This window comes from Erythrobacter sp. THAF29 (assembly GCF_009363635.1).
GTDB lineage: Bacteria > Pseudomonadota > Alphaproteobacteria > Sphingomonadales > Sphingomonadaceae > Erythrobacter.
In genome coordinates this window covers 865,803-890,668 of the sequence record NZ_CP045392.1, presented here as the reverse complement: position 1 = coordinate 890,668, position 24,866 = coordinate 865,803, and the positions used below count along the sequence as shown (strand labels likewise).

Sequence of the window (24,866 nt, the reverse complement as noted above, 5' to 3'; positions counted from 1 at the left end):
CAATGCCCCGTCTAAAAAAGGTGCCGAAAGACGCAGCCGATGAGAAGGTTGCGATCCCGCTCTACAAAATGTTGTTCGGAGATCGCGATCCGGTGACAGAACCGGGCACTGCGACGGGTACTCCCGGCGATTGGTGGACTGTTTTCGCCAACTCACCCGCAACGCTCAAGCACGCTGCGCAGGGCTTTGCGTACTACCGCGACCCTGCACGCAAGCTCGACCCGGTCTTGCTTGAGCTGGGGCAGACATGGGCGGGCTGGGCCACCGGCAGCCAATTCGTCTACTCGCAGCATTGCAAGAGCCTGCGTGGCCTCGCCTACCCCGAAGAAAAGATCGAGGCCCTGCCCGTTTGGCAAACCGCGATTTGTTTCGATCCGAAAGAGCGCTTGGTTCTCGCTTATGCCGACAGGCTGGTTACGCATCACGGCCGAGTTCCCGACGCGCTGTTCGCTGAATTGAAGGCTGAGTTTTCGGACGAGGAGATCCTCGAACTCACTTACACGACGGCCATGTATCACATGCACGCGATCATGAGCCGCGCGCTGCGCACGGAGTTCGACGATCGCGACGATCCGATCACCGAAATCCCCGCGCCCGAAGGTTTCGATGCGCTCGATTTCCTAGGCGGGGAGCGCAAGAACGACTAGGCGATCCGTCCGATATTGCGGCCGCGCTCGCCCTGCGCAATTGCGAGCCGGACGCCGAAGGGTTCGCCGCTTTCGAAGGCATTGCGGGTCGGCTCGTCCGAGAGGTCTGCATTGCCGATCACCCGCTCGCCCTGGGCATTGCGCGCGATGAAGATCGCATCGCTGCCCGAGCGCGTATGATTGATGGTGTAGCTTTCGACCACGGCGCTCGCGCCCGGCTCTCGTGCCACCTTCACGCCGCCCTCGGGCTGCTCCAGCGTTTCGAAACGGTCATTGCCCGACCAGTCGGCAGGTTCGGTCGAATAAATCCCGGTCGCATATTTGCTCATCCAGCCGCCATTGGCCCCGACCAGGGCATAGCTTCCGCGGTCCGCGCGCACGCGCTCCACCGCCTCGCAGATCGCATGGGCGGAGTAATTGTTGCCCGCCCCGCCGAAGAACGGCAGCCCGCCCGTCAGCGTCAGCCCGCGCGGATCGTGAGGTGAAAGGCCGAAATGATCGGTCTGGTTGAAGACGGGTATGGCGAAGCACGAATAGAAATCGAGATAGCGCATATCCGCCATGCCCTTGCCCGCGCGATCGAGCGCGGCCTCAACGCTGGCGATGGATTGCGGCGCTGCGGCGAGATCGGGCCGCTGCGAAAGCTTCACCTCGGTCGATGCCGAAACGGCGTGGATATGCACCCATTTTTCCGGCGCGATGCCGAGCGCGCGCGCCGTCCCCGCGCTGGCGATGAGGATGGCGGCGGCCTGGTTCACCTGGTCGCGCGCCACCGTCATCCGCGTATAGGGTTCGGCGACGATGCGGTTGCGCTCGGTAACGGTGGCAAGCTCTTCTGCCGTCCGCTCGACGGGAGCGGCGGCGTGCGGATTGGCCGCAGCGACGCGGGTGAACGGCGCGAAGAGTTCGCCGATATCGCGGCGATACTCATCGAGGCTTTTGCCCAATCTGTGTCGCCGCGCATTTTCCGCGAGCGCGTAAAGCGGGATCGCCCCGGTCGCGCTGTGGGCGAAAAGTTCGGGCTCCATAAGGTCTTCCACCCCGTAGCCGTGGTCTTCGAAACTGCCGCCGATTTCCTCCGACCAGTCGGGCTTCTCGCCCTTGGCCGTGAGCGCGAGAACGGTGCTGATCGCTTCTGCGCCGACAATCGCCGCGCAGCTGCTCTGCCCTGCCGCGATCGCGCTTGCATATTCGCCCACCAGCTTCTGGTTGGTCTGGCCGCCGGTGGTGGTGAGGACGAGACGTTCCGGCTCGGCCCCCACGCGCTTTGCCATGGCTCCGGGCACATTGTCGGGCGCACCGAAGGGCGGCACCTTGCCCGGCCGGGACATCTCGAATGCGCGGATCGCCGCCAGCGTGTCGATCGCGGGCGCAACCGGTTCGCTCGCGCCGCTATCGGCGATGGCGGCTGCCAGTGCCCGTCCGGCGAGGTCCATATAGGACAAGGCCTCGTAGGTCGGCTCGCCCACCCGCTCGGAATATTGCCCGACGCCGATGATGACCGGCGTGTTGTCGGGGATATCCGCCTGCATCTCAGTCAACGAAATCGTCCACCCGCTCGACAATGATCGCGGGCGCCATGCCGCCGGCTGCGCACATCGTCACCAGACCCCGCTTGAGATCGCGGCGTTCGAGCTCGTCGATGATGGTGCCGATCAGGATCGAACCCGTCGCCCCGATCGGGTGCCCGAGCGCAATTGAGCCGCCATTGACGTTGACCTTGTCCCAATCGAGCCCGAGATCGCGCACGAACTTGGCCGCGACCACGGCGAATGCCTCGTTGATCTCGAACAGGTCGATATCCTCGAGGCTCATCCCCGCCTTTTGCAGCACCTTCTTCGCCGCCGGGACGGGGGCGTTGAGCATCAGCGTGGGATCATCGCCCATATTGGCGGTGGCGACGATCCGCGCGCGGGGTTTCAGCCCATTCTTCTGCGCGTATTCCTTGCTGGTGACGAGCACCGCGGCCGCCCCATCGACCACGCCCGAGCTGTTGCCCGCATGATGGAAGTGCTGGATATCAAGGTCCGGGTATTTCTGGTTGATCAGCCCGCGGAATGTCGTGCCCTTCTGGTCGAGCGGCACATCCGCAATCTTGGCGAAGGCGGGTTCGAGCTGGGCGAGACCTTCCATCGTCGTTTCGGGCCGGGGATATTCGTCGTGATCGAGAATCACGGTCCCGTCATCGGCAACGACCGCAACGAGCGACTTGTCGAACCGCCCTTCCTTGACCGCCGCGGCGGCGCGCTGCTGCGAGCGATAGCCGACCTCGTCGAGCTCCTCGCGGGTGAAGCCTTCCATCGTCGCGATCGCATCGCCGCAAATGCCCTGATGCGATTGCGGATGCACCGCCTGGAGCCGTTCGTTGTAGCTGCCCATCATCGGCGGCTTGATGCCAGCCTGCATCTTCTCTTTCGACATGGCGCCGGTGAGGCTCATCATTTCGGTCCCACCAGCCACGATGCAGTCTTCCATTCCGCTCATCACCTGCGCCGCAGCAAGGTTCACCGAGGTGATCCCGCCGCCGCAAAACCGGTCGAGCGTCGTCCCGGAAGAAGCCACGTCGTATCCCGCATCGAGCGCGGCCATCCGTCCCATATCGCCCGCCTGCATCCCGTCCTGCGTCGAGACTGACCAGATCACGTCGTCCACCGTAGAGGTGTCCAGCGAATTGCGTTCGGCGATGGATTTCAGGACCGTCGCCGCAAGATGCTGCGGATGTTCGGCAGCGAGCGCACCCTTGCCCTGCTTGCCGATGCCGCGCGGTGTGCGGACTGCGTCGATGATATAGGCTTCGCCCATGATTTCCTCTCTCGTTCTAGCGAAATTGCGGTTGACGTATCCGTAAGCCCACTGCACCAATCGCACAAGAATTCAGTTTCAAACTGAAACATGCATTTTAGCTAGTGGAGAGAACATTGTCCGATACTCCTGAAGTCCTCACCGAAGTCGATAACGGCGTCCTCGTCGTCACCATCAACCGGCCCGAGGCCAAGAATGCGATGAGCAAGGCGGCTGCCGAGGGCATTGCTGCTGCCATGGACCGCCTCGATGCCGAAGACGACTTGCGCGTCGGCATCCTTACGGGTGCGGGCGGCACGTTCTGTTCGGGCATGGATCTAAAGGGCTTCTTGCGCGGTGAGAGCCCGACCGTCGAAGGCCGCGGTTTTGGCGGCGTGGTGCAGGCTCCGCCGAAGAAGCCGCTGATCGCTGCGGTCGAAGGCTATGCCCTGGCCGGCGGGCTCGAGCTTATGATCGCTTGCGACCTCGTTGTCGCCCACGAAGACGCGAAATTCGGCATTCCCGAGGTCAAGCGCGGCCTTGTCGCCGCAGCCGGCGGGGTGATGATGCTGCCCGACCAGATACCCGAGCGGATCGCGATGGAACTGGCGCTGACCGGCGATTTCATCGGCGCAGACCGCGCCTATGAAGTCGGCCTCGTCAACCGCGTGACGGGTGGTTCCGCGCTCGACGGGGCGAAGGAGCTTGCCGCCAAGATCGCCGCCAACGGCCCTCTCGCCGTGCGCGTGTCGAAGCAAATCATCAAGGAATCGCGCGGCTGGCCGATGGGTGAGCGCTACGAGCGGCAGGCACAGCTTATCGCGCCGGTCTTCGTGTCGGAGGACGCCCGCGAAGGCGCCGCCGCCTTTGCCGAGAAGCGTGCGCCCAACTGGAAGGGCAAGTAATTTCTCTGCGGGCGCGCCTCCACAACCGGGGCGCGCTCGTAGCTGACACGAACCAACGAGGAGAGACACATGCCCGTCATCGACGTGCCACAGCCCGAATTCATGGAAGACGAGGAGATCGCGATTTTCGCCGACGCCGTGGGCAAGTTTTACCAGCAGCACGCCCCTGAAAAGCGCGTCCAGAAATGGCGAGAGGACGGGCAGGTGGAGCGCGAATTCTGGAACGAGGCAGGCGCTGCAGGATTGCTCGGCGTCTCGGTACCCGAAGAATATGGCGGGCATGGCGGCGATTTCCGTCACGATATCGTGGTGATCGACCAGCAGGCAAAGCACAATGTCGATGGCTTTGCCGCCTCGCTGCACAACACGATAATCCTGCCCTACCTGGTGCGTCACGGCACCGAAGAGCAGAAGAAAAAATACCTGCCGAAGCTCGTCAGCGGCGAGCTTGTCAGCGCGATCGCCATGACCGAGCCGGGCGTCGGCTCGGACCTCCAATCGATCACCACGACCGCGCTCAAGGACGGCAACGGTTACCGCATCAACGGGGCCAAGACCTATATCTCGAACGGTCAGACCGCCGACTTCATCGTGGTCGTCGCCAAGACCGATCCGAACGAGCGCGCCAAGGGCATCTCGCTGATGCTGCTCGAAACCGAAGGCGCCGAAGGGTTCCAGCGCGGCAAGAAACTCGACAAGATCGGGCTCGATGCAGCCGACACCTCCGAGCTGTTCTTCGACAATGTCTTCGTACCGGCTGAGAACGTGCTCGGTGGCGTCGAGGGCAAGGGCTTCTACCAGCTCATGGGCGAGCTGGCTCAGGAACGTCTCGTCATCGCGATGGGGGCTGCGACGGGGATCGAGAAGGCGCTCGAGACCACGATCGAATATGTGAAGAGCCGCAAGGCCTTCGGCCAGACGATTTGGGATTTCCAGAACACGCAGTTCGTGCTCGCCGACCTCAAAGCGCGCGGCACAGCGGCCCGCGTTTTCGTGAACGACTGCATCGGAAAGCTGCTGAAAGGCGAGCTCGACGTCGCGACGGCTGCGATGGCGAAGTACTGGGTGACCGAACTTCAGGGCGAAGTCGTCGACAAATGCCTGCAGCTGCATGGCGGTGCGGGCTACATCAACGAATATCCGATCGCGAAAATGTACCGCGACAGCCGCATCACGCGGATCTTCGGCGGCTCGAACGAAGTCATGAAGATGCTGATCGCGCGTTCGATGTAAAAAACATCGAACGCTTCTTTTGTTTTGCGCAGCCCCATCCGGGGCTGCGTCCTCGGTGCTATTCCTCCTTCGCTCCGCTCAGTCGGACACCTGCGGACGCGCAGTCGCGCTTGCGGCCCTATAGGCCGTGCTCCGCGACATGGCAGCTAGGTGGCTCTGGTTCGACGCCGCAGGCGTCGCAAGGGCGGAAGCGAAGTCGAAGACGCAGCTGGCCAAAGGCCACCTGCAAGGCCGCCCGCAGCGACGCGACCTTCAGGTCGCATGAGCGAGGAAATCGCGCGCCGGATGGCGTGCGCAAACAAAAAAGGCGGCCCGGTTTCCCGAGCCGCCCTTTTCCGTATCTGACCTCTCGGATCAGAACTTGCCGCGGAGCGTCACGCCGTAAGTCGCGGGCTCCTGTACGAAGGCCGAACGCGAGCTGCCGCGCAGCACCGTGTTGAAGGTCACGCCGCGGGTCACTTCATCGAAGATGTTCGTGCCCCAGACCTCCAGCGTCCAGCTCTCGTCCTGAGCCCCGATCCCGGCACGCAGGTTCACCTTCGTGTTCGAATCCTGGACATCGAATGGCACCAGCTGGCGCGCAGCGAGGTTGGCCGGGTTGACCGCTTGCGTCGAGGTACGGCGATCGTCCTCGAACCGAGCCTGACCCGTCAGGAACCCGGTCAGGTAGTCGCCGAGGTCCTTCTCGTAATTGAAGCCCATGATCGCGACGATCTCCGGCGCGTTCGTGAGCGAGTTGCCGCACAGGGCCAGCACGTTCGGCGAGGTCAGACCGCCATCGCAATCGTCGGGATAGCGCGCATCTGTGTAAGACACGCCCGCATTGATCGTGAGGTTACGGTCAGGACGCCAAACCGATTCCAGCTCGAAACCGCTCGACAGCGCGCGACCCACGTTGAAGGTCGTGAACTGCGCGCCCGTGAATTCGAGCACCTGGAAGTCCGTGAATTCCTCGTGGAAGATCGCGAGGTTCATGGTCAGCGCATCGTCGAGGAACTGGGCTTTCATGCCCAGTTCGTAAGCATCGACGAGTTCGGAGCGGAAAGTCGGATCCGCGCCGCCCGAATTGGCGGTGATGTCGAGATTGATACCGCCCGACTTGTAGCCGTGCGTGAAGCTCGCATAAACCGTGACCGGCGCTTCGAACTCGTAGGACAGCTTACCGGTATAGATCAGCTCGTCGTCAGCGAACGGAACATTGAATTCGCGAGGCAGGAACGGCGTCGCGTCGGTCCCAATCGCTGGCGCGGTAAACGCAAAGCACCCGAGACCAAGAACACTCGGAACGAGCGCCGCGCCAACCGTGTTGGCGATGGTTGCCGTATCCGACAGCAGGGTCAGACAGGTCGGGTTGTTGATGGCCGGCTGTACGAAGCCACCGGTCTTGCTTTCGTCCGAGTAGCGCAGGCCGATCGTCAGATCGAGGCCGTCGGTCAATTCGATCACGTTGTGCGTAAAGATCGACCAGCTTTCGCTTTGTTGGGCGTAGACGTTCGTCGCTGTTGTGAGATCGGGGCTGAAACCGTTCCCAGGGGTGAGCGGATCATTGATAATGTCCGTCAGCAAGGTCAGCGGTGCCGGGCCAAGGGCGCCGCCGAAAAGCCCGCCCATAAGCAGATCGAACTGGCTGCCGAGCGAGAAATCGATTTCCGCATCGATATCCTCGTCTGCGTAGTAACCGCCGATCAGCCATTGCAGGCGGCCGCCCCATGCTTCGCCCTGGATGCGAAGCTCGTGAGTCATCGTCGTGATTTTGGTGTCCAGCCGATCGACATCGAACACGTCGAGGCCCGAGAAGTCGGAGTCGTAATTTTCGCTCGATGAGAAGTCGCGGTACGAGCCGATATAGATAATGTCGGCATCGTCGCCGAGCGGGATTTCGATCTCGCCGGTGATGCCCCATTGTTCGACTTCAGCGAGCGGCAGGCGGTTCGCGGTTGCGATGCGGTTGTCGAGGACCTGTTCCGCAGTCGGCTGGTCGAATGGGTTGAAGGTGACCAATGGCGCAGCCATCCCGCCGCGCGGTCCGCCGCCCAGGCCAGCGAGCGTCATTTCGAGTCCTTGGTCACCGAGCAGCTCGACTGCCGAGCAGCACTGGTTCTCGCTCTCGGTGTAGTCGCCGATCAGGCGAACGGTGATACCGCTTTCGCTTTCAAAGCCAAGCTGGCCGCGAACGAGGAACTGGTCGATCGTGTTGGACTCGCCGATCTTCGTACCGGTCGCATCGACCACGTCGACATATCCATCGCGTTGGCGATAGGCACCGGTAAGGCGCACGGCGAGCGTGTCTTCGACCAGCGGCGCGTTGATTGCACCCTGAATGCTGATGAGATCGAAATTGCCGTAAGTCGCGTTGGCGAAACCGCTGAATTCGGTCACGTCCGGACGATTGGTGGTGATGTTGAGAGCACCTGCCGACGTGTTGCGCCCGAACAGGGTGCCCTGCGGGCCGCGCAGAACCTCGACCCGTTCGATGTCCACGAATTCGGAAAGAGCGACACCCGGACGCGACTGATACGCGCCGTCAATGAAGATACCGACCGCGCTTTCGAAGCCGATATTGTTCGACGTCGTGCCGACGCCGCGAATACGCAGCACGACCGAACCCGATGCGATCTGTGCGTTCGAGGTGGAGAAGCTTGGCGAGACCTGGGTGATTTCGGCGACGTTATCGACGCCCTGCTTGTCGAGCGTATCCGCCGTGACTGCGGTAACGGCGATAGGAATATCCTGGACGTCTTCGGCGCGGCGGGTTGCCGTCACGATAATGACGCTATCGTTTTGGCTGTTGGATGCGTTGTCGTCGTCAGCGTCCTGCGCAAAGGCCGGTACGGTGAACGAACTGCAGGCCATCAGGCCGGCAGCGTAGGCTGCAAACTTGCGTGTCATTGATTTTCCTCTCCACATTTTCCCACGGCCTGTTGGCCTTATGGGCTCTCCGCAGGCGAGAGTATCAGCGCGTTTGCGTGTGTGAAGAGTCCGCTGCGCTTCTTTGAGCACAGTAGCAAAAATGCAACATGTTATGTTGCGGCGCAGCATGCGTGCGCGGCATGCAGTCGTGCTGTCATATTGTTGCGCACGCGGGGGCAGACATCAATAACCCAGCCTTAGCCCTACCCAGACGGTACGCGGTGCACCAAGGTCGATTGCGCCGCGCGAATTGCGGGTGACGATCTCTTCGTCGAGCAGGTTCTCGCCGCGAACGATCAGGTTAAGATCGCCGAACAAGGGCGCCTCGGCAAAGACGTCGAAGGTCGTTGCGGGAGGAAGGCGGTCAGTTTCCTGGTCATCCTCGAACTGAGCGCCGACGTGGCGCAGCGTCCCTGCAATGCGCCAACCCTCGGCAGGCTTCCACGCAAGCGTCGCCGTGGCGGCAAAATTGGGCGTTTGCGGCGGACGATTTCCGTCGAGGGCTAGCGAAGTGCCCTCGCCCGCGACCAAGGCATCGGTGTAGGCGAACGAAGCGTCCAGGCTGACCTCGCCCAGCCGGATGGCGAGCGCGCCCTCAATCCCCTGAGCATCAATCGCGGGAAGATTCTGCCGCTGCCGCAGATTGGGCGCGAGGGTGACGTTTGCGATGGCGTTTTCGACCCGGTTATCGAATGCAGTCAGTGTGAGCACGACAGGATTTACCGGCTGCCACGAAAGGCCAAGTTCGAACCCTTCGAGCCGCTCGTTCTCGAGTGCGGCATTGGCCTGCGTAACCACCGGAAAGACGACGAAGGGTCGGTAAAGCTCATTGAGAGTGGGCAACCGCAGGCCGGTATAGGCCGCCGCGCGCAGATCCAGCCTGCGCGTTGCGTAGAACACCGCACCCGCCCGCCAGCTCAGCGCCCAGTCGCTTCGGTCGGTAGCGATCGTTTCATTGACGATGGCACCACTTGCATTTTCGGCGCGGAAGAAGCCGTCCGAGATGCTGGTGTAGTCCGCTCGTAGCCCGCCGGTCAGCAGCAAAGGGCCGATCTGCCAGTCATCCTCTAAAAAAATGCCCAGATTGCTGTTGGTGCCTCCCGCCCGGCGGCGCTCACGCAGGGCGCCGGTGAAAGCGCTGTACGCTTCCTCCTGAAGCTCTCCATCCGCGCGGCGGTAATCGACGCCGATCCGGATCGTGTGCGCCTCGTCGATAGGCGGACGCACTTCGAACTTGCCGCCTAGGCCGGTCGAAGGCGTGTTACGTTGGTCGAGAACGCGCACGAAGCGGGTCGAGCTTATGACGACATTGGAGAAGTTGCGCGCCTGGACGTAGCCGAGCGCGTCGATCTCCCACTCGCCCCGGCTGACGATGCGCAGGCTCGCATCCTGTCCTTCGCTGGTGGAATCCGCACCTTCGAAACGCAGTGCGCGCGCATCGTTGAACACGCTTCCGCGGGCCTGCAGTTCGACCGTGTCGGAAAGCGGCGCGACGGCGCGCACACCGACCTGCCAGCTGTCGAAGGCAGCTCTTGCCGTTGCGGGCACACGTTGTCCCTCCGGCGTCGTGAAGAAACCCTGTCCGCGATCCCAGCGCCCCGTGATGACGCCGAAACCGCCGCCCAGATTGCTTGCCAACGCCGCGCTCGCTTCCGTTTCCTCGCGGTCGTTGACCAGCAGGCTTGCCGACACAGGCCCGAGTGTCGCCGCATCGGCGCTCTGAAGCTCGATCGTGCCCGCAAGCGCGCCCGAACCAAACGGCCCCGAACCGCCGCCGCGCGTCACCCGCACACGGCTCAACGTGTCGGGTGAAATCGACGACAACGGAATGTATCCGAAAAAAGGATCGGCAATCGGCACCCCGTCGAGCAGCACCAGTGCACGGCTTGTCGCGTTGCCTCCCAGCGCGCGCAAGGTAACCCCCTGCGCACTCGGATTCGACGAACGGCTGTCCGAACGGCGGAACTGCTGAAAGCCAGCAATGTTTTCCAACACATCCTCGATCCGCCCCGAAGCGCTCGCGACGATTTCTTCGCGCTCGAGTTCGGTTATCGCATAGGCGCTTATCGAGGGCGCCTGGCGGAGTCCTTCGCCCGTAACGACGATCTCGCTTTCCCGTTCGGCTTCAGCCTCTTGCGCCTTCGCGGGCGAGGAGAGCGTGAGAACGGAAAACGAGGCCGAGAGACACAGGGCGATTCTTGCAGGGGCAGCAGTCATGGCCGCAGCGCCTAACCGAGCCGCCGCTCAAAGTCAGTTGCAAAATGCCATCAAGACTCGCTTTTGAAGTGCGTGTGTGATTACATTGTTGTCAGTAAGGGAAGAGAGAACCTGAGCAGATGTTAGCCACACCCCCCGATTTCGACGTGTTGATCGTAGGCGCAGGCATTTCCGGCATCGGAATGGCAGCCCATATGGAAATGAAGGCACCGCACCATTCCTACGCGATCGTCGAAAGGCGCGACAATCTTGGCGGGACATGGGACCTGTTCCGTTATCCCGGCATTCGATCGGACAGCGACATGCACACACTGGGCTTCGACTTTGAGCCTTGGCGGCATGAAAAGAGCATCGCCGATGCGCCTGCGATCCTCGAATATCTGAACCGCATCGTCGATGAACGCGATATCCGCAGGCACATCCGCTACGGCCACAAGGTCATCTCCGCCGATTTCCGCGATGATGAGGCTCGCTGGCATGTCGAGATCGAACTGAAAGACGGTTCGCGCACGCACATCACCGCGAATTTCCTCTATCTCGGTTCGGGCTATTACGACTATGACGAGCCCTACGATCCCGGCTTCGATTTCGGCGAGTTCGAAGGCCAGGTGATCCACCCGCAATTCTGGCCCGAGAATCTCGATTACGAGGGCAGGAAAGTCGTCGTCGTCGGATCGGGCGCGACTGCCGTTACCATCGTACCGTCGATGGCAGAGAAGGCCGCCAAGGTCACGATGCTGCAGCGCACGCCGACCTGGATGTTCTCGCGGCCAGCCAAGGACGGCATCGCCAATTTCCTGCGCAAGGTACTGCCTGAAAAGCTCGCTTACAAAATCACCCGCAAGAAAAACATCTGGATGCAGGATTATGCATTCAAGACGGCGCGCGACAAGCCGGAAAAGGTCAAGGACACTCTCTGGAAGAAGATCGAAAAGGCGCTTGGACCCGGGTTCGACAAAGATACCTTCTCGCCGCCTTACAATCCGTGGGAACAGCGGCTGTGCCTCGTCCCCGATGCGGACCTGTTCGAAGCGATGAAAGCCGGAAAGGCCGAGGTCGTTACCGGCCATATCGAGAGGTTCGAGAAGGGCGGTGTCCGCCTTACTTCGGGCGAGTTCCTGGAAGCGGATATCATCATCACGGCCACCGGCCTGAAGCTTGCCGTCGCGGGGAAGATCGCGGTCAGCTTGAACGGCGAACCGGTCAATTTCCATGAACGCTTCTATTACAAGGGATGCATGTTCTCGAACCTGCCCAACCTTGCGGTGGTGTTCGGATATCTGAACGCGAGCTGGACCCTGCGAGCCGACATCAATTCGGATTTTGTCTGCCGCGTGCTCAATCACATGCGAGCGACCGGAACCGATCTGGCAACTCCGGTGCTAACGCCCGAGGCGGAGGCCGCGATCGTCGAGGACGATGTGTTCGATTTCTCATCCGGCTACATCCAGCGCGGCAAGCACATCATGCCGCGAAACTCGATCGAGTATCCCTGGAGGCTGAACCAGGAGTACGTGGTCGATCGCAAGCGCATGGCCGAGGATCCGGTCGACGACGGTATCCTCACCTTCACGCGAGCAGGCGCGAATGCACAAAGCGCCGATGAGCAACTGGAGGCCGCGGAATAAGCCCTCGCGCGGCTAGCATCCGCCTGCCGCTTCGCTTACATCGCTGTCCATGACCTCTTCCGACAAGATCTGGACCGCCGGGCTCGTCATTATCGGCGACGAAATCCTCTCCGGCCGCACACATGACAAGAATATCGCCCAGGTGGCGAGCTGGCTGCAGGTGCAAGGCATCCGGCTTGCCGAAGTCCGGGTCGTTGCAGACGATGAGGACAGGATTGTCGAGGCGGTGAACGCACTGCGCGCCGATAACGACTATCTCTTCACAACCGGCGGCATCGGGCCGACGCATGACGATATCACTGTCGATGCGGTGGCGAAGGCACTGGGCGTACCGGTGGTCATCCACCCCGAAGCGCGCGCACTGCTCGAGCGGTATTATGCCGACAAGGGCGGCCTGAATGAAGGTCGTCTGCGTATGGCCCGCGTTCCCGAAGGCGCGGAGCTCATTCCCAACCGTATGTCGGGTGCACCGGGAATCCGACGCGGCAACGTGATCCTGATGGCGGGCGTCCCGCACATCACCGCAGGCATGCTGGATGCGCTAACCGGACAGCTCGAAGGCGGCGCACCGCTTATGAGCGAGACAGTCGGCGGGTTCATTCCCGAAAGCGAGGTGGCCACGCTGCTGCGCGAAGTCGAGCAGGCGCACGAAAAATGCCAGATCGGCTCTTATCCGTTCTTTCGCAATGGCAAGGTTGGATCGAATTTTGTCGTGAGATCGACCGATCGCGACGCCCTGCAAAGCTGCTTCGACACCTTGTGTGAAGGGCTCGCAGAGAATGGCTGGGATTTCACTCCTGGCGGTATCTGACCGCCGCGTCCCTTACATCAGGTAATAGCTGCGACGCGAACGGTGGAGTTCGGGATTGGAGCGCCGCGCATCGCGAACCTTCGCTCTCAAAGCACGCTGTTTTCTAACCCACCCACGGACAATCGCGGCCACCATGAATGCGCCGCCGGCTAGCGCGAGCGCGAACACCTTGAACAGCAATGAAGCGACGAACATTCCAACGCCGAGGGCAAATAAGACCACCCTGTAATCCATGGGTTTTTCCTTTCTGCCTCACCAACGCGCGGGTGGCCGCCCGGTTTCCTTCAATTCGTCTCTCTCCATGCACGGCACACAAAGAAAAAGGGCCGGGAGAAACGCTCTCCCGGCCCTTTTCGGATCCGATGGTTGAAGCTGCGATGAATTACGCGCCTTCGACCTCCGACAGGTCGACCTTGAGCCCGGGGCCCATGGTCGAGGTCAGCGAGACCTTTTTCACGAATTTGCCCTTGGCGCCCGAAGGCTTCGCCTTCACGACAGCGTCGGTCAGCGCCTTGAAGTTTGCCTTCAGATCCTCGTCCTTGAACGACAGCTTGCCGATGCCGGTGTGGATGATGCCCATCTTCTCGACGCGGAATTCGACCTGGCCGCCCTTGGCGTCCTTCACGGCCTGCTCAACGTTCGGGGTGACGGTGCCGAGCTTGGGGTTCGGCATCAGGCCCTTGGGACCAAGCACCTTACCGAGACGGCCGACAACGCCCATCATGTCCGGCGTCGCGATCACGCGGTCGTAATCGAGATTGCCGTTCTGCATGTCTTCCATGAGGTCTTCCGCGCCGACCTTGTCGGCACCGGCGGCCTTGGCCTTCTCTGCATTGTCGCCCTTGGCGAACACGGCGACCTTTACGTCCTTGCCGGTTCCGCTCGGGAGCGAGACCATGCCGCGGACCATCTGGTCGGCGTGGCGCGGATCGACGCCCAAATTCATAGCCACCTCGACCGTCTCGTCGAACTTTGCCTTGTGCTCGCGCAGGGTCGCGATTGCCTCATCGACACTGTAGAGCTTCTCGCGATCGAGTTCGGCAAGGGCCTTTTGCTTCTTAGTCAGTTTAGCCATGGGTTCAGCCCTCCACTTCGAGGCCCATCGAAAGCGCGGAGCCTTCGATGATCTTGATTGCCTGGTCGATGTCGTTCGCGTTGAGATCCTTCATCTTGGTCTCTGCGATCTCTTTCAGCTGGGCGCGGGTGATCTTGCCGACCTTGTCCTTATTCGGTTCGCCCGAGCCCTTTTTAACTTTGGCGGCCTTCTTCAGGAGATAGGACGCAGGCGGGGTCTTGGTGGTGAAGGTGAACGAACGGTCCGCATAGACGGTGATCGTGGTCGGGATCGGGGCGTTCTTTTCCATGTCCTGCGTCGCAGCATTGAACGCCTTGCAGAATTCCATGATGTTGACGCCGCGCTGACCCAGTGCCGGGCCGATCGGGGGTGAAGGGTTGGCGGTGCCGGCGGGCACCTGCAGTTTGATATAGCCTTCGATTTTCTTGGCCATGAGGCCTTCCTTTCGCACTATCGAACGCGGGTCCGAAACCGGACCCTGGGCGCGCTCTCATGTTAAGCGGTCCAGCGGCGAGCGTTGCGCTTGCCTCCCGCACGGTTTCCCATCGATTTGACGAGACGCGGCGCACATAGCGTTTCTGGCGCGAAGTGCAAGAAAAGAGTCTGGCCCCGCGAAATGTCGCAAGTGCCGCTTCGTCCGGGCGATGAACCGATTCTTAAGGGGAAGCGCGTAGCGGTGCTGATGACCCAAAAAACAAAAAGGTCGCAACATGGTCAGAAAGAATAGAGCCGGAGAGCGCGGGCGCCTCATCTGGTCGGCAGTACTTATAACGCGCACAGGCCCGGTGCCCGCGCGACTAGCCAACCTTTCCGAAGGCGGGGCGAAGGTCGCAATCCAGAAACCCATCGACGGCGAAGAAGACGTCGTGCTGCAAACCAAGCAAATGTTCGCAGCAGCGCGCATTGTCTGGACGCATGACGGTGAAGCGGGGCTGGAGTTCTACCGCAATCAGGCGACCAGCCCGCCCGTGCCCGTAGAGAAAGTCGCCTAGCCAGCCATTCGACGGTCGTGGCGGATCCTTGCAGAGGCATGCCCCAGCATGTCGCTCGCATGCAATTTCGCGCGCGATTTTCACGATAATGCAAGACTTTGCTTGGCATATGGCTGCCAACAAGGGACTGAATTAGGGGGTATTTCGCATGTTTCGTGTCGCAATCCAGGTCAAAGAACTGATTTCCAGCAACGTCACCAGCGCGATCGAGGCTGCGTCCAATCCGGCCAAGATGCTGAACCAGCTCCGGCGCGAGATCGAAGAAGCGATCATCGCCCTGGAAGGCGAGCGGACCAAGACCCGCCAGCACAAGAAGCGGCTCGAGGCGTCGCTCACGCAGAACGAAATGCGTGAGGCGGACTGGAGCGACAAGGCCAAGGCCGCGATGGATCACGACCGCGAAGACCTCGCCCGGCAGGCGCTGATGGCCCGCGAGGATTGCCGCGAGACCATCGGCCAGCTCAAGGACGACATCGCCAAAGCAGAAAGCGACCTTGCAGAGATCGAAGAAGCCATTGCCGAACTCGAGGCCAAGCGCGAAGACACCCGCGAACAGGCCCGCGCGCAAGCGGCTGCTGACAGCTCCGCCTGCCGCAGCACCGGCGGCAAGGCGAGCAAGGCAGAAAGCCACCTCAACCGCATCTCGACGCTCGAAAAGCGTGCCGAGTTCGCGACGGAGGACAGCGCCGCCGCGCGCACTAATGCAAGCGTCGATCGCGAGATCGACGAGATGCGTCGCGCGAGCTCCATCGATGCCGAAATAGAAAAGCTGAAAGGCGGCTCGAAGAAGGCTCCGACCAAGCGGGCGCCGCGAAAGAAGGCAAAGTAATCGCGGATTTCGCATTCAGCGCTCTTGTCGCGCGAGGTGTGTTAGGTTAGCAATACGCCCTCCATCCAAGGAGAGGCGAATTGCCGACACCAGATCAGTACTTCGGATGGGCCGGTCAGGCAGCAATGCTGGGCTGGCTCATTCTCATTTTCCTGCCGCGCCGGTGGCCGCTCCTGCTGGCGGTGCCGCGCTACATCATCCCGTTCGGGCTGAGCCTGCTCTACGCAGGTCTCGCGATGACGCACTTCTTCAGCGTCGAAGGGGGAGGCTATGGATCGCTCGATCAGGTGCGCGCGCTCCTCGGGAAAGAGGAAATGCTGCTCGCTGGCTGGGTGCACTATCTCGCCTTCGACCTCTTTATCGGAGGCTGGATCGCAGTCGAAGCGGACAAGATCGGGGTGAACCGCCTGATCCAGGCACCGATCCTCATCGCAACCTTCATGTTCGGACCGGTTGGGCTCGCCACCTTCCTCGCGATGCGCGCTGGCCATTTCCGCAAGCCGGAACACGAGGGAATGCCAAAGGGAGCACCCGCATGAGCACCGCAACCACCGCATCGCCTCAGCACTCCAGCTGGATGGCGCTGGTCCCGACGCTCGACGACGATCATGTGACCCGGCTGAACCTGACGCTCGCAGTCTTTATGTTTGCAAGCTTTGTGGTGTTTTTCCCGGCGTGGTTGATCGACACCCGCCTGCTCGATAGTGCGCACGTCTGGACCAAGCCGCAGAAGTTCAACATTTCGCTCGGCCTGCATTTCCTGACCATTGCGGTCCTGATCCAGCTTTTGCCGCGCGACGTGCGCAAAGGACCGATACTGCTTGTATTTAGCTACCTTGCGGCAGCTGCGCTCTTGTTCGAATACGTTTGGGTGACCCTTCAGGCTGCCCAGGCCAAACGTTCGCATTTCAACTTCGACAGCGGATTCGAAGCACTGATGTACGGCCTGATGGGTCTTGGAGCATTTCTGCTCATGGCGATCGCTTTGGCCGTAGCGGTGCAAGTGTGGCGCAAGGGCGATCGCTCGCGCTACGGACTGTGGCTGGGGACTATCGTCGGGCTTTCGATCGCTTTCTTCGCAACGCTCTATTTCGGTTTCGCGATGTCGTCGACCAGCCGCTATGTCGGCGCGTCGCTCGAAGGGGGCGGAGCGACGGTGCCGTTCTTCGGCTGGAGCCGCGAATATGGCGATTTGCGGCCTGCCCATTTCGTGAGCCTTCACATGATGCAGACAGTGCCGTTTGCCGGATGGCTCGCCGACCGGCGGGGCTGGAACGCGAAATGGGTGGTTGCGGGCGTGGCGGCGCTCCAGCTTGGCCTTGCCATCGCTCTCTATCTGCAGGCCCGTGCAGGCCAGCCGTTCTGGCCGGTCTGAACTAGATGTCTTAAAGCACCCTCTTTGGATGCATGCCGTCGACATAGCCCATGAATGGTTCATGGATTGAATAGCCCAGCATCTCCTGCACCCGCTCCGGCAGCTTTGCGGCCTTCTCGGGCGGGACGGCGAGCAATTGCTGCTCGAGCGGGCGGCACCATCCCATGCAGAACTGCGGGGTGACGATCAATCGGCGGTCGTTCGAACGGTTCGCCCCGCCGCGATGCCACAGCGTGCCCTTGGCGAGCATCAGCGAGCCTGCCGGCATGGTCGCCTTGATCGCGCCTTCGACATTGCCGACACCGTCTTCTTTGTCGGTCTTGCCGGTCAGGAAATCCTCGGGCGCAGAGGCGCCCTCGGGCCGCTCCTCTCCCCACAGGTGGCTGCCCGGAATGATCTCGGTCGCGCCGTTCTCCTGCGTGGTCTCGGTCAGCGACCAGAAGGTCGAGAGGCTGAGCGGTGCGCGCGGCCGCGCGAGCCCGCAGTGGCTGTCATCGAAATGCCAGGGCTGCGCTGTCTCGCCGGGCAGCAGATTGATCGCAAGGCAGGCATAGATCAGGAACGATGTGCCCAGCTCGCGCTCGGCAAAGGCGATCTGCAAGGGATGCGAGACAAGCTCTGCGAAGACCGGATCCTTGGCCAGCATCGCGTAGATACGGTTGGAATCGGCGCCTTCGAAATTGTTGCGCCCGCGCAAGTCCTTTGACAGCCACACCTCAAGCGCCTCGACCTGCCGCTGGACCGCGGCTTCATCGAGCACGTTTTCGAATATGACATAGCCATCGCGGTCGAACTGCTCGAACACCTCGTCGAGCGAGCGGCCGCCGAGATAGGGGGCTATGTCGTGGCGGTTGGTTTCAGCCAATGTGGCCATCAGCGCAAGCCTCTCTCTGCCTCGTCAAGAGACTAATCGCCAAACCGGTGAGCGCCAAGCGGAAGTGCGGCCCCTCTCCTATTCAGACGGCCGCGCGTTGGGGACGATCTGGTTGGTTCCATGATCATAGGTCCAGCCATCGGCAAATGCGCGGTCGAGTGCAGAACGCAACGACCTTCCAGCGCCTGAACGGTAGAGATCTTCCGGCGTCCGCTCCCATTCATCGAGTGCGTCCTCGAATGCTTGCGACATTCTCATGAAATCTTCACCGATCGGGGTGTCATCGCCTTTCCGGTTGAACCCCGGAGCGTACGTGTCCTTAATATTCTCGAACATTTCGTAGAGCACAGCATCATCTTCATGTCCGAATTCTTCGAACTGTCCGAACAACCGCTTTTCGCGCGCGGCATAATCTGCTGCCAGTTCTGGAGTCAGGTCGCTTGACCGTTGTAGCTCGCGCACTGCTTCGTATTCCTGCGTCAGCCGCGAATAGCGCAGCATGTAATTGCGTTCCAATTCTGCACGCGCGGGATCGTCGGCGGGCAGACTTTCGAGACGCGTCTTGAGGTCGCGCAGATTGGCAATCCGGGTTTCCTCGTCCTCGCCACTATAGAGTCCGGGGACGAGACCCTGGACATCCTGTCTCACCGAAACAACTTCCAGAGACTGATCGCCCGAGCGGTCTGCCGCGTTCGCTTGCGCAGCCCGTCGTCTTGCCGCCCTGCGCTCGAGATCGATCAGAACCGTGTCAGTCTTGATGATGCATTTGTTGGTCGTACGCTGCTCTTCGACCGGAGCCTGAGCCGCAGCATCCGATGCATATTCGTCATCGATGCGCCGCAGCATGTCGTGCAATGTGTCGCCCCGCTCTTTCAGCGCGGCGCGCCTTTCAGGAACGGGCTCGAACATCAGCGCGAAGATCAGCGTATCGAGCATTTCGCGCAAGGGATAGCGGACCGCGTCCAGGGCGCGCTCGGCTTCCAATCGCTTCATCAGATCGGTGTCGTCGTCCCACTGCTGCATCACCTCGTCGAGGGACTGGCGCGGGAGGTCGCCTTCCCTGCACGGATCGGGATTGAGAATGATCGGGGGGAGGCTGTCGTCGGGATCGAGGATTTCGCGAAGCATCGCCGTTTCGCTTTTCCGCGCAGGGACGCGCTCTTCGGTCGGCTGTTTCGGCGGCGCGCATAGTCCCGTCGGTATCGAGTCGTGCTTGCGATAGGGCCCCGCAAAGTCGCCAAAGGCCGTGGAGGACTGGTACAGAACTCCGTCGGGCTTGACCCCGATTGTATTTTCGCGCCACTCCGGCCCGTTGGAACCTATGTCCAGTACTTCCCCGGAAAATGACTGGTAAACGGTTCCGCCGTCGGGTCCGTAATAATAGACCTCACGGAACCCGCGATAGACCACCATACCGGGTTTGTAGCCGATTTCCTCCATGTAATCATTGAGCTGCCCGATGCGACCTTCAAGCGCACCGTCCGCTCCTATGGTGAAGATCAAAGTGCCTCCGGTTGGTTTACTCTGATCTCCCCAAGGAGAATATGAGTGCCACGTTCCGATGATCCAGCCGAAATCCCTACACGGCTCTTCAGTCTGGATAACGGTCGGCTGCGCGGACAGTGCTGGCGGCAGAACTGTGCTCGCGCATAGAGCGAGCGCGGGCGGGATAAGTCTAGCGAACATCGGTGCCTCCCTCCCGACACACAATGCCTCCGATCGGCAATCCGACATAGCACAAAGACGACAACGCAAGTCTGCCCGCCAATACTGGTGGCAGAAACGCAAAAAGGGCGCCGGTTGTGCACCGACGCCCTTCCATAATCCTGTGTGGTAAATCCGGGTCTACTTGACCAGTTCGACCTGTTCGAAATCGAGCTCGACCGGGGTAGCCCGGCCGAAGATCGAGACCGACACCTTGACTTTCGCCTTGTCGAAATCGAGCTCCTCGACCACGCCATTGAAGCTGGCGAAGGGGCCGTCGAGCACCTTGACCTGGTCGCCGATCTCGTAATCGACGTTGATGTCTTTCTTGGGCGCGGCCTTGGCTTCTTCCACGCCGCCGAAATAGCGCGCGGCCTCTTTTTCGCTGATCGGCTGCGGCTTGTTGCCGCTGCCCAGAAAGCCCGTCACCTTCGGGGTGTTCTTCACGAGGTGATAGACGTCGTCGGTCATGTTGAGCTTGGCGAGGACATAGCCTGGCATGAACTTGCGTTCGACCTGGACCTTCTTGCCGCGCTTCACCTCGGTGACGGTTTCGGTCGGAACCTCGACTTCCTCGACGCCTTCCGACAGGCCGAGCCGCTCGGCTTCGGCTAGGATCGATTCTTTGACCTTGTTCTCAAAACCGGAATAAGCGTGGATGATGTACCAGCGAGCCATTGGTTATCCTTGAAATGAAGCTGTGCGTAAACGCGTCGCCATCAGGCGAGCGTGAGCAGGAACTTGACGACCGCGTTGAACAGGCTGTCGATCCCGAAGAAGAACAGCGACAGGATCACCATGAAGATAAACACGAAGATCGACGTGCGCACCGTCTCTTCGCGGGTCGGCCACACCACCTTGCTGGTTTCGGTGCGAACCTGGTTCACGAATTCGGCGGGCGATGTCTTGCGCTTTTTCTCTTCGGCCATGGGTCGAGCCTTGTCCTTTGAAACTTTCGAGCCTTTACCGGCGACCGCTTTCAGGTAGGTCTCGTCGTCGTCCGGGACAAGGTCGCGGATGGGCTTCGAGTCTGTGCGATGTCGGGAAGACGGATGCGAAATAGGCTCACGCAGCCGCAAAAGCAAGAGCAAGAAGCCCGGTTTCGGCTTGTGCGAGCCATCCTCGCCCACTAGCGTGCGGCGCTTCATAAGAGGGTCGCTTCCCGGCCCTTGGGATTTTCGGGGACGCATAGAGGGGATAGCCGACAATGGCTGCAGCACCTACCGGCGCGGAAGCATGGATCGCGCCGATCACCAATGTATCGGACTTCATCTGGGTCGGCACGTGGAACGGGGTGGAAGTTCTTCCCTTCCCGCCGATGACGATTATTCTGCTCGGGATCGGCCTGTACATCATGGTCGGTCTCAAGTTTTATCCGCTGCGAAAGCTTGGCAGCGCGTTCAAGGGCCTGTTCGCCGGCCGCAAAAGCTCAGGGGAAGGCGAGATTTCGCCTTTCGCCGCGCTCTCGACCGCGCTTTCCGGACAGGTCGGCACAGGTAACCTTGCAGGTGTGGCGACCGCAATCGCACTTGGCGGCCCCGGCGCGATCTTCTGGATGTGGATCACGGCATTGTTCGGTATGGCGCTGGCTTTTGCAGAGGGCTCGCTCGCGATCCGTTACCGGGAAACGACCAGCGACGGGGTGAAGCGCGGCGGCCCGATGACCTACATCATGATGGGTCTCGGCAAGAAATGGACCTGGCTCGCGGTGGTCTTCTGCCTCGGGACGCTGTTTTCCGCTCTCGTCACCGGTAACTCGATCCAGGCAAATGCGGTCGCGGACGGCCTCAATGAACTGTTTGGTATCGAGGAGGCCATCGGCGGCGCAATTGTCGCGATCCTAGTGTTCATCGTCATCATCGGCGGGATCAAATCGATCGGCAGCGTTGCCGAGAAGATTATCCCGTTCATGGCGGGTGCCTATGTCATCATGGCGGTGACCGCGCTAATCCTGAATTTCGGCGACCTGCCGGAGACGTTTGCTCTGATCTTCGAAGGCGCGTTCAGCGGCACGGCCGCCACCGGCGGTTTCGTCGGTGCGGCGATGATCATTGCAATCCGCGCGGGCGTTGCGCGCGGCCTTTTCTCGAACGAAGCGGGCCAGGGCTCGACCGCGATCGCGCACGCTGTTGCGCAGACCAACGATCCTGAACAGCAAGGCCGGATGGCGATGCTTGGTACGTTCATCGACACGATCGTAATCTGCACCATGACAGCGCTCGTGATCCTTACCGTGCGCGGCGACTTTACCGCTGGCGGCGAAGCGGTGGTTCACGCATGGCAATCGGACCGGGTCGGATTCGAAATGACCAGCGGCGCGTTCGCAGCCGCGTTCCCCGTCGAGTTAGCAGGTGTCGCAATCGGCACGTTAGTCGCTTCGATCGCGCTGATCCTTTTCGTATTCACCACGCTGCTCACGTGGAGCTATTACGGCGAACGGGCGATCACCTTCCTCTACGACCGGATCCCAGGATCGAGCCGCAAGGGCGAGAAGCGGCTGCACATAGGCTGGCGCATCATCTGGTGCCTGGTGATCTTTCTTTCGGCTGCGCTTCCTTCGGAAGTGGTCTGGCGGATGGGCGACATCTCCAATGCCGCGATGGCCCTGCCGAACCTCGTCGCGCTTGCGCTGCTTTCTGGCGTGGTATTCAAGCTCGCGCAGGGCATCAAGGACGCAGGCCCTGACCACAAGGTCGAGACGCCGGAAGAGCCCGAGGAATACTGACGCCCAGTTTAGCAACATGAAAAAAGGCCGGTCTCGCCAAAAGCGGGACCGGCCTTTTGCTTGCGCTTCCAGGCGCAAACTTGGTGGGCAAGTGTTAGCTCGCGCCAAACCAGCGTTCGAAGAAACCGGGTTCTTCCATCGGCCGGATGCGGCCGTACTTCATCTGGCGGATCGAAGCATCGCAAAAAGGACGCGGGTTCGACCATTTGTCGGGCTTGCTCGAATGGATCGGAGCAGAAGTCATCGGGGGATCTCCTTGGGGCTTCGCATAGGGTTTGCGAGATAAACCCGCCCGCAATAGGTTGGTTCCCGTAGACTTTTTGGCGAGGCGTTGCACAGCGTCGATGAACGCACCTAACCGCGGATCATCGAGATTCAGTCTATCCAAGAAGAAATGGCAGGGGTGACAGGATTCGAACCCGTGGCCCTCGGTTTTGGAGACCGATGCTCTACCAACTGAGCTACACCCCTGCAGGAGACGCGCGCTTTAGCGCCGGCGTCCGCCATAGGCAACAGCCTATCGCTTCTGGCCTGTAACGCGAACAGCCTGCTATTATCCTGAATATCATGCATTCGCCTTTCAGGTCACTTATCCCGGTCGATACACTACTGCTCGCCTATCGCAGCGGCATCTTCCCGATGGCCGACAGCCGCGATGACGAAGAAGTGTTTTGGGTCGAACCGCGCGACAGGGCGGTGATCCCGCTCGACGGGTTTCGCGTATCCAAAAGCCTGCGCAAGGTACTGCGGTGCGACCGCTATCAGGTCACAATCGACGAGGCGTTCGGCGAGGTCATCCGTGCCTGTGCCGAGCCGCGACCGGGCCATCCCGAAACCTGGATCAGCGACCGGATCGTTGGCAGCTACGAGCAACTGCACCGTGCGGGTCACGCCCATTCCATCGAATGCTGGCAAACGGGCGAGGACGGCATACGGCGTCTGGTGGGCGGGCTCTATGGGGTGGCGTTCGACCAGGTATTCTGTGGCGAAAGCATGTTCAGCCGCGCCGACAATGCCAGCAAGGTTGCGCTTTGCTGGCTGGTCGCGCTTATGCGTCGGGCGGGTTACAGGCTGCTCGATTGTCAGTTTATGACCGACCATCTCGCCTCGCTGGGCGCAGTCGAGATGACGCAGAAAGACTACATGGCGCTGCTCGAAACGGCGCGCGGTAAGTCTTTGACAAGCCTAGCCTCAGCCCATGAAGCCATCCTGCGCGATGCCGAGCGCGATCACTCGTCGCCCGGAAAACTCATCGCACAATCCTTGACCCAGACGTCGTAGATCGGATGCTCGACGACGTTGAGGCTGGGCGATTCCTTGAACAGCCAGCCCGAAAACACGCGCGTGTGATCGGTTTGCCCGCGCTCCAGGATATCGACCTGCACGAAGGCTCCTGTCTCCTGCGGCATCTCCCACGGAGCAGTACGCTCGCAGGCGGCGAGCGTGATTATGACCGGGCCTTCCTCGACGCTTTCGCCGGGGCTCAGTTCGAAATCCTGGCTCAGATTGTTGCGCTTGTTCAGCAGGCCGATCGTCGCAACCCGATCTTCCATCGGGGTCGCACCCTCGATCGCTTCCCTCGTTTCGGCATCGGGAGCGGCAGTGCTTGCCGGTTCCGCCTCTTCCGGCCCGTCGAGCGAGGCCCTCACCGTCTCCGGCTCGTCTGCCTCACCGCCGCAGGCAGCAAGCGCCAGTGCCGGCAGGAGTACGAGAGAGAGACGCCGCGCGGCCATGCCTACCCTTCCGGGGACCAGGCCTCGTAGTCGCCATCAGCGGCGGCGCGCCTGCCCCCGCGTTCGAGTGCACCTTGCGGGCGATAAGCCCGAGGCGTCCCTGTGGCGTTGGGTGTGTATTCGGCTTCCCAGACCTTGGGAGGCGGAAGATGGCTTTCGGGCACATCGTCGAACGCGCCGTGCAGCCAGCCGTGCCACTCGGGCGGGATCCGGCTCGAATCGTTTTCCCCGTTGTAGATGACCCAGCGTTTCTCGCCCTGGGTGTAGGAGCCGGTCGACTTACCGTCGCCTTTCACCTTCTTGCGGTAGTACTTGTTGCCCTGCGCATCGGTGCCGACATGTTCGCCGCCGACGCGTGTGGCCCACCAATGCGTACCGAGCGTCGCGCCGTCCCACCAGGTGAAGATTTTTCCGAAGATTCCCATGG

The 24,866-nt window shown here is 61.2% G+C and carries 25 protein-coding genes and 1 tRNA gene; 11 read left to right on the top strand and 15 right to left on the bottom strand.

From position 1 onward, the window contains the following. Positions 1–2 precede the first annotated feature (2 nt). A complete protein-coding gene (locus tag FIU90_RS04470) occupies positions 3–647 on the top strand; it encodes a carboxymuconolactone decarboxylase family protein (protein ID WP_152433691.1) in 645 nt (214 codons plus the stop codon). Here the strand turns inward: FIU90_RS04470 and FIU90_RS04465 are convergent. After that, on the bottom strand, positions 644–2,179 hold the full coding sequence (locus tag FIU90_RS04465) for an acetyl-CoA acetyltransferase (protein ID WP_152435694.1): 1,536 nt from the start codon (positions 2,177–2,179) through the stop codon (positions 644–646). The two genes, FIU90_RS04470 and FIU90_RS04465, sit on opposite strands and share 4 nt — an antisense overlap. A 1-nt stretch (position 2,180) precedes the next feature. Then, positions 2,181–3,449 (bottom strand): acetyl-CoA C-acetyltransferase, encoded by a 1,269-nt coding sequence (locus tag FIU90_RS04460; RefSeq protein WP_152433690.1) that lies wholly within the window; start codon positions 3,447–3,449, stop codon positions 2,181–2,183. Between the two features lie 116 nt (positions 3,450–3,565). Here FIU90_RS04460 and FIU90_RS04455 point away from each other — a divergent pair, with 116 nt between their 5' ends. Together FIU90_RS04455 and FIU90_RS04450 are read left to right on the top strand one after the other, a co-directional pair. Next, positions 3,566–4,333, top strand: coding sequence for a crotonase/enoyl-CoA hydratase family protein (locus FIU90_RS04455; RefSeq protein WP_234029626.1), 768 nt, complete (start codon positions 3,566–3,568; stop codon positions 4,331–4,333). Positions 4,334–4,402: 69 nt separating this feature from the next. After that, entirely contained in the window at positions 4,403–5,566 is a 1,164-nt protein-coding gene (locus tag FIU90_RS04450) for an acyl-CoA dehydrogenase family protein (RefSeq protein WP_152433688.1), read from the top strand. 354 nt (positions 5,567–5,920) lie between these two features. Here the strand turns inward: FIU90_RS04450 and FIU90_RS04445 are convergent, their stop codons facing one another. Next, positions 5,921–8,455: a TonB-dependent receptor gene (locus FIU90_RS04445; RefSeq protein ID WP_152433687.1), complete on the bottom strand. Its 2,535-nt coding sequence runs from the start codon at positions 8,453–8,455 to the stop codon at positions 5,921–5,923. Positions 8,456–8,659: 204 nt separating this feature from the next. Next, positions 8,660–10,693, bottom strand: coding sequence for a TonB-dependent siderophore receptor (locus FIU90_RS04440; RefSeq protein WP_152433686.1), 2,034 nt, complete (start codon positions 10,691–10,693; stop codon positions 8,660–8,662). Between the two features lie 119 nt (positions 10,694–10,812). Here FIU90_RS04440 and FIU90_RS04435 point away from each other — a divergent pair, with 119 nt between their 5' ends. Continuing rightward, positions 10,813–12,321 carry an NAD(P)/FAD-dependent oxidoreductase gene (locus tag FIU90_RS04435; RefSeq protein WP_152433685.1) on the top strand — a complete coding sequence of 503 codons (1,509 nt, stop codon included), beginning with the start codon at positions 10,813–10,815 and terminating at the stop codon, positions 12,319–12,321. A 49-nt stretch (positions 12,322–12,370) separates the two neighbouring features. Then, positions 12,371–13,132, top strand: coding sequence for a molybdopterin-binding protein (locus FIU90_RS04430; RefSeq protein ID WP_152433684.1), 762 nt, complete (start codon positions 12,371–12,373; stop codon positions 13,130–13,132). 12 nt (positions 13,133–13,144) lie between these two features. Here the strand turns inward: FIU90_RS04430 and FIU90_RS04425 are convergent, their stop codons facing one another. From FIU90_RS04425 to rplK, 3 genes are all read right to left on the bottom strand, one after another. Further along, complete coding sequence (locus FIU90_RS04425) at positions 13,145–13,366, bottom strand: hypothetical protein (protein ID WP_152433683.1); 222 nt, start codon at positions 13,364–13,366, stop codon at positions 13,145–13,147. 148 nt (positions 13,367–13,514) lie between these two features. Continuing rightward, the gene (rplA, locus tag FIU90_RS04420; protein ID WP_152433682.1) at positions 13,515–14,207 is read right to left on the bottom strand and encodes a 50S ribosomal protein L1; all 693 of its coding nucleotides are present in this window, start codon (positions 14,205–14,207) and stop codon (positions 13,515–13,517) included. 4 nt (positions 14,208–14,211) lie between these two features. Continuing rightward, positions 14,212–14,640 (bottom strand): 50S ribosomal protein L11, encoded by a 429-nt coding sequence (rplK, locus tag FIU90_RS04415; protein WP_152433681.1) that lies wholly within the window; start codon positions 14,638–14,640, stop codon positions 14,212–14,214. A 277-nt stretch (positions 14,641–14,917) separates the two neighbouring features. On the opposite strand from rplK, the gene FIU90_RS04410 reads away from it, so the two are divergent. The 4 genes from FIU90_RS04410 to FIU90_RS04395 all read left to right on the top strand — a co-directional run bounded on the left by FIU90_RS04410 (position 14,918) and on the right by FIU90_RS04395 (position 17,403). Further along, positions 14,918–15,199, top strand: a complete 282-nt coding sequence (locus tag FIU90_RS04410; protein WP_152433680.1) for a PilZ domain-containing protein — start codon at positions 14,918–14,920, stop codon at positions 15,197–15,199. Between the two features lie 148 nt (positions 15,200–15,347). Beyond that, positions 15,348–16,028 (top strand): PspA/IM30 family protein, encoded by a 681-nt coding sequence (locus tag FIU90_RS04405; protein WP_152433679.1) that lies wholly within the window; start codon positions 15,348–15,350, stop codon positions 16,026–16,028. A gap of 80 nt (positions 16,029–16,108) precedes the next feature. After that, positions 16,109–16,567 (top strand): ABA4-like family protein, encoded by a 459-nt coding sequence (locus FIU90_RS04400; protein WP_152433678.1) that lies wholly within the window; start codon positions 16,109–16,111, stop codon positions 16,565–16,567. Continuing rightward, on the top strand, positions 16,564–17,403 hold the full coding sequence (locus FIU90_RS04395) for a hypothetical protein (protein ID WP_152433677.1): 840 nt from the start codon (positions 16,564–16,566) through the stop codon (positions 17,401–17,403). Before FIU90_RS04400 ends, FIU90_RS04395 begins: the two co-directional genes overlap by 4 nt. 10 nt (positions 17,404–17,413) lie before the next feature. Here FIU90_RS04395 and FIU90_RS04390 read toward each other — a convergent pair whose 3' ends face one another. The 4 genes from FIU90_RS04390 to secE form a co-directional block, all read right to left on the bottom strand. Continuing rightward, on the bottom strand, positions 17,414–18,277 hold the full coding sequence (locus tag FIU90_RS04390) for a phytanoyl-CoA dioxygenase family protein (RefSeq protein ID WP_152433676.1): 864 nt from the start codon (positions 18,275–18,277) through the stop codon (positions 17,414–17,416). Positions 18,278–18,355: 78 nt separating this feature from the next. Next, complete coding sequence (locus FIU90_RS04385; RefSeq protein WP_152433675.1) at positions 18,356–19,963, bottom strand: hypothetical protein; 1,608 nt, start codon at positions 19,961–19,963, stop codon at positions 18,356–18,358. A 159-nt stretch (positions 19,964–20,122) separates the two neighbouring features. Beyond that, entirely contained in the window at positions 20,123–20,659 is a 537-nt protein-coding gene (gene nusG, locus FIU90_RS04380) for a transcription termination/antitermination protein NusG (RefSeq protein ID WP_152433674.1), read from the bottom strand. Between the two features lie 41 nt (positions 20,660–20,700). After that, on the bottom strand, positions 20,701–20,910 hold the full coding sequence (gene secE / locus FIU90_RS04375) for a preprotein translocase subunit SecE (RefSeq protein ID WP_152433673.1): 210 nt from the start codon (positions 20,908–20,910) through the stop codon (positions 20,701–20,703). A 278-nt stretch (positions 20,911–21,188) separates the two neighbouring features. On the opposite strand from secE, the gene FIU90_RS04370 reads away from it, so the two are divergent. Next, entirely contained in the window at positions 21,189–22,706 is a 1,518-nt protein-coding gene (locus FIU90_RS04370) for a sodium:alanine symporter family protein (RefSeq protein WP_152433672.1), read from the top strand. Positions 22,707–22,800: 94 nt separating this feature from the next. Here FIU90_RS04370 and FIU90_RS15510 read toward each other — a convergent pair whose 3' ends face one another. Further along, positions 22,801–22,950 carry a hypothetical protein gene (locus FIU90_RS15510; protein WP_172970175.1) on the bottom strand — a complete coding sequence of 50 codons (150 nt, stop codon included), beginning with the start codon at positions 22,948–22,950 and terminating at the stop codon, positions 22,801–22,803. Positions 22,951–23,101: 151 nt separating this feature from the next. Then, positions 23,102–23,177, bottom strand: a tRNA-Trp gene (locus FIU90_RS04365). A 96-nt stretch (positions 23,178–23,273) separates the two neighbouring features. On the opposite strand from FIU90_RS04365, the gene aat reads away from it, so the two are divergent. Further along, positions 23,274–23,987 carry a leucyl/phenylalanyl-tRNA--protein transferase gene (aat, locus tag FIU90_RS04360; protein WP_152433671.1) on the top strand — a complete coding sequence of 238 codons (714 nt, stop codon included), beginning with the start codon at positions 23,274–23,276 and terminating at the stop codon, positions 23,985–23,987. On the opposite strand, the gene FIU90_RS04355 is transcribed toward aat, so the two are convergent. Together FIU90_RS04355 and FIU90_RS04350 are read right to left on the bottom strand one after the other, a co-directional pair. After that, on the bottom strand, positions 23,936–24,439 hold the full coding sequence (locus tag FIU90_RS04355; protein WP_152433670.1) for a DUF2155 domain-containing protein: 504 nt from the start codon (positions 24,437–24,439) through the stop codon (positions 23,936–23,938). The genes aat and FIU90_RS04355 overlap by 52 nt on opposite strands. 2 nt (positions 24,440–24,441) lie before the next feature. Next, positions 24,442–24,864 carry an NADH:ubiquinone oxidoreductase subunit NDUFA12 gene (locus FIU90_RS04350; protein WP_152433669.1) on the bottom strand — a complete coding sequence of 141 codons (423 nt, stop codon included), beginning with the start codon at positions 24,862–24,864 and terminating at the stop codon, positions 24,442–24,444. Positions 24,865–24,866 lie beyond the last annotated feature (2 nt).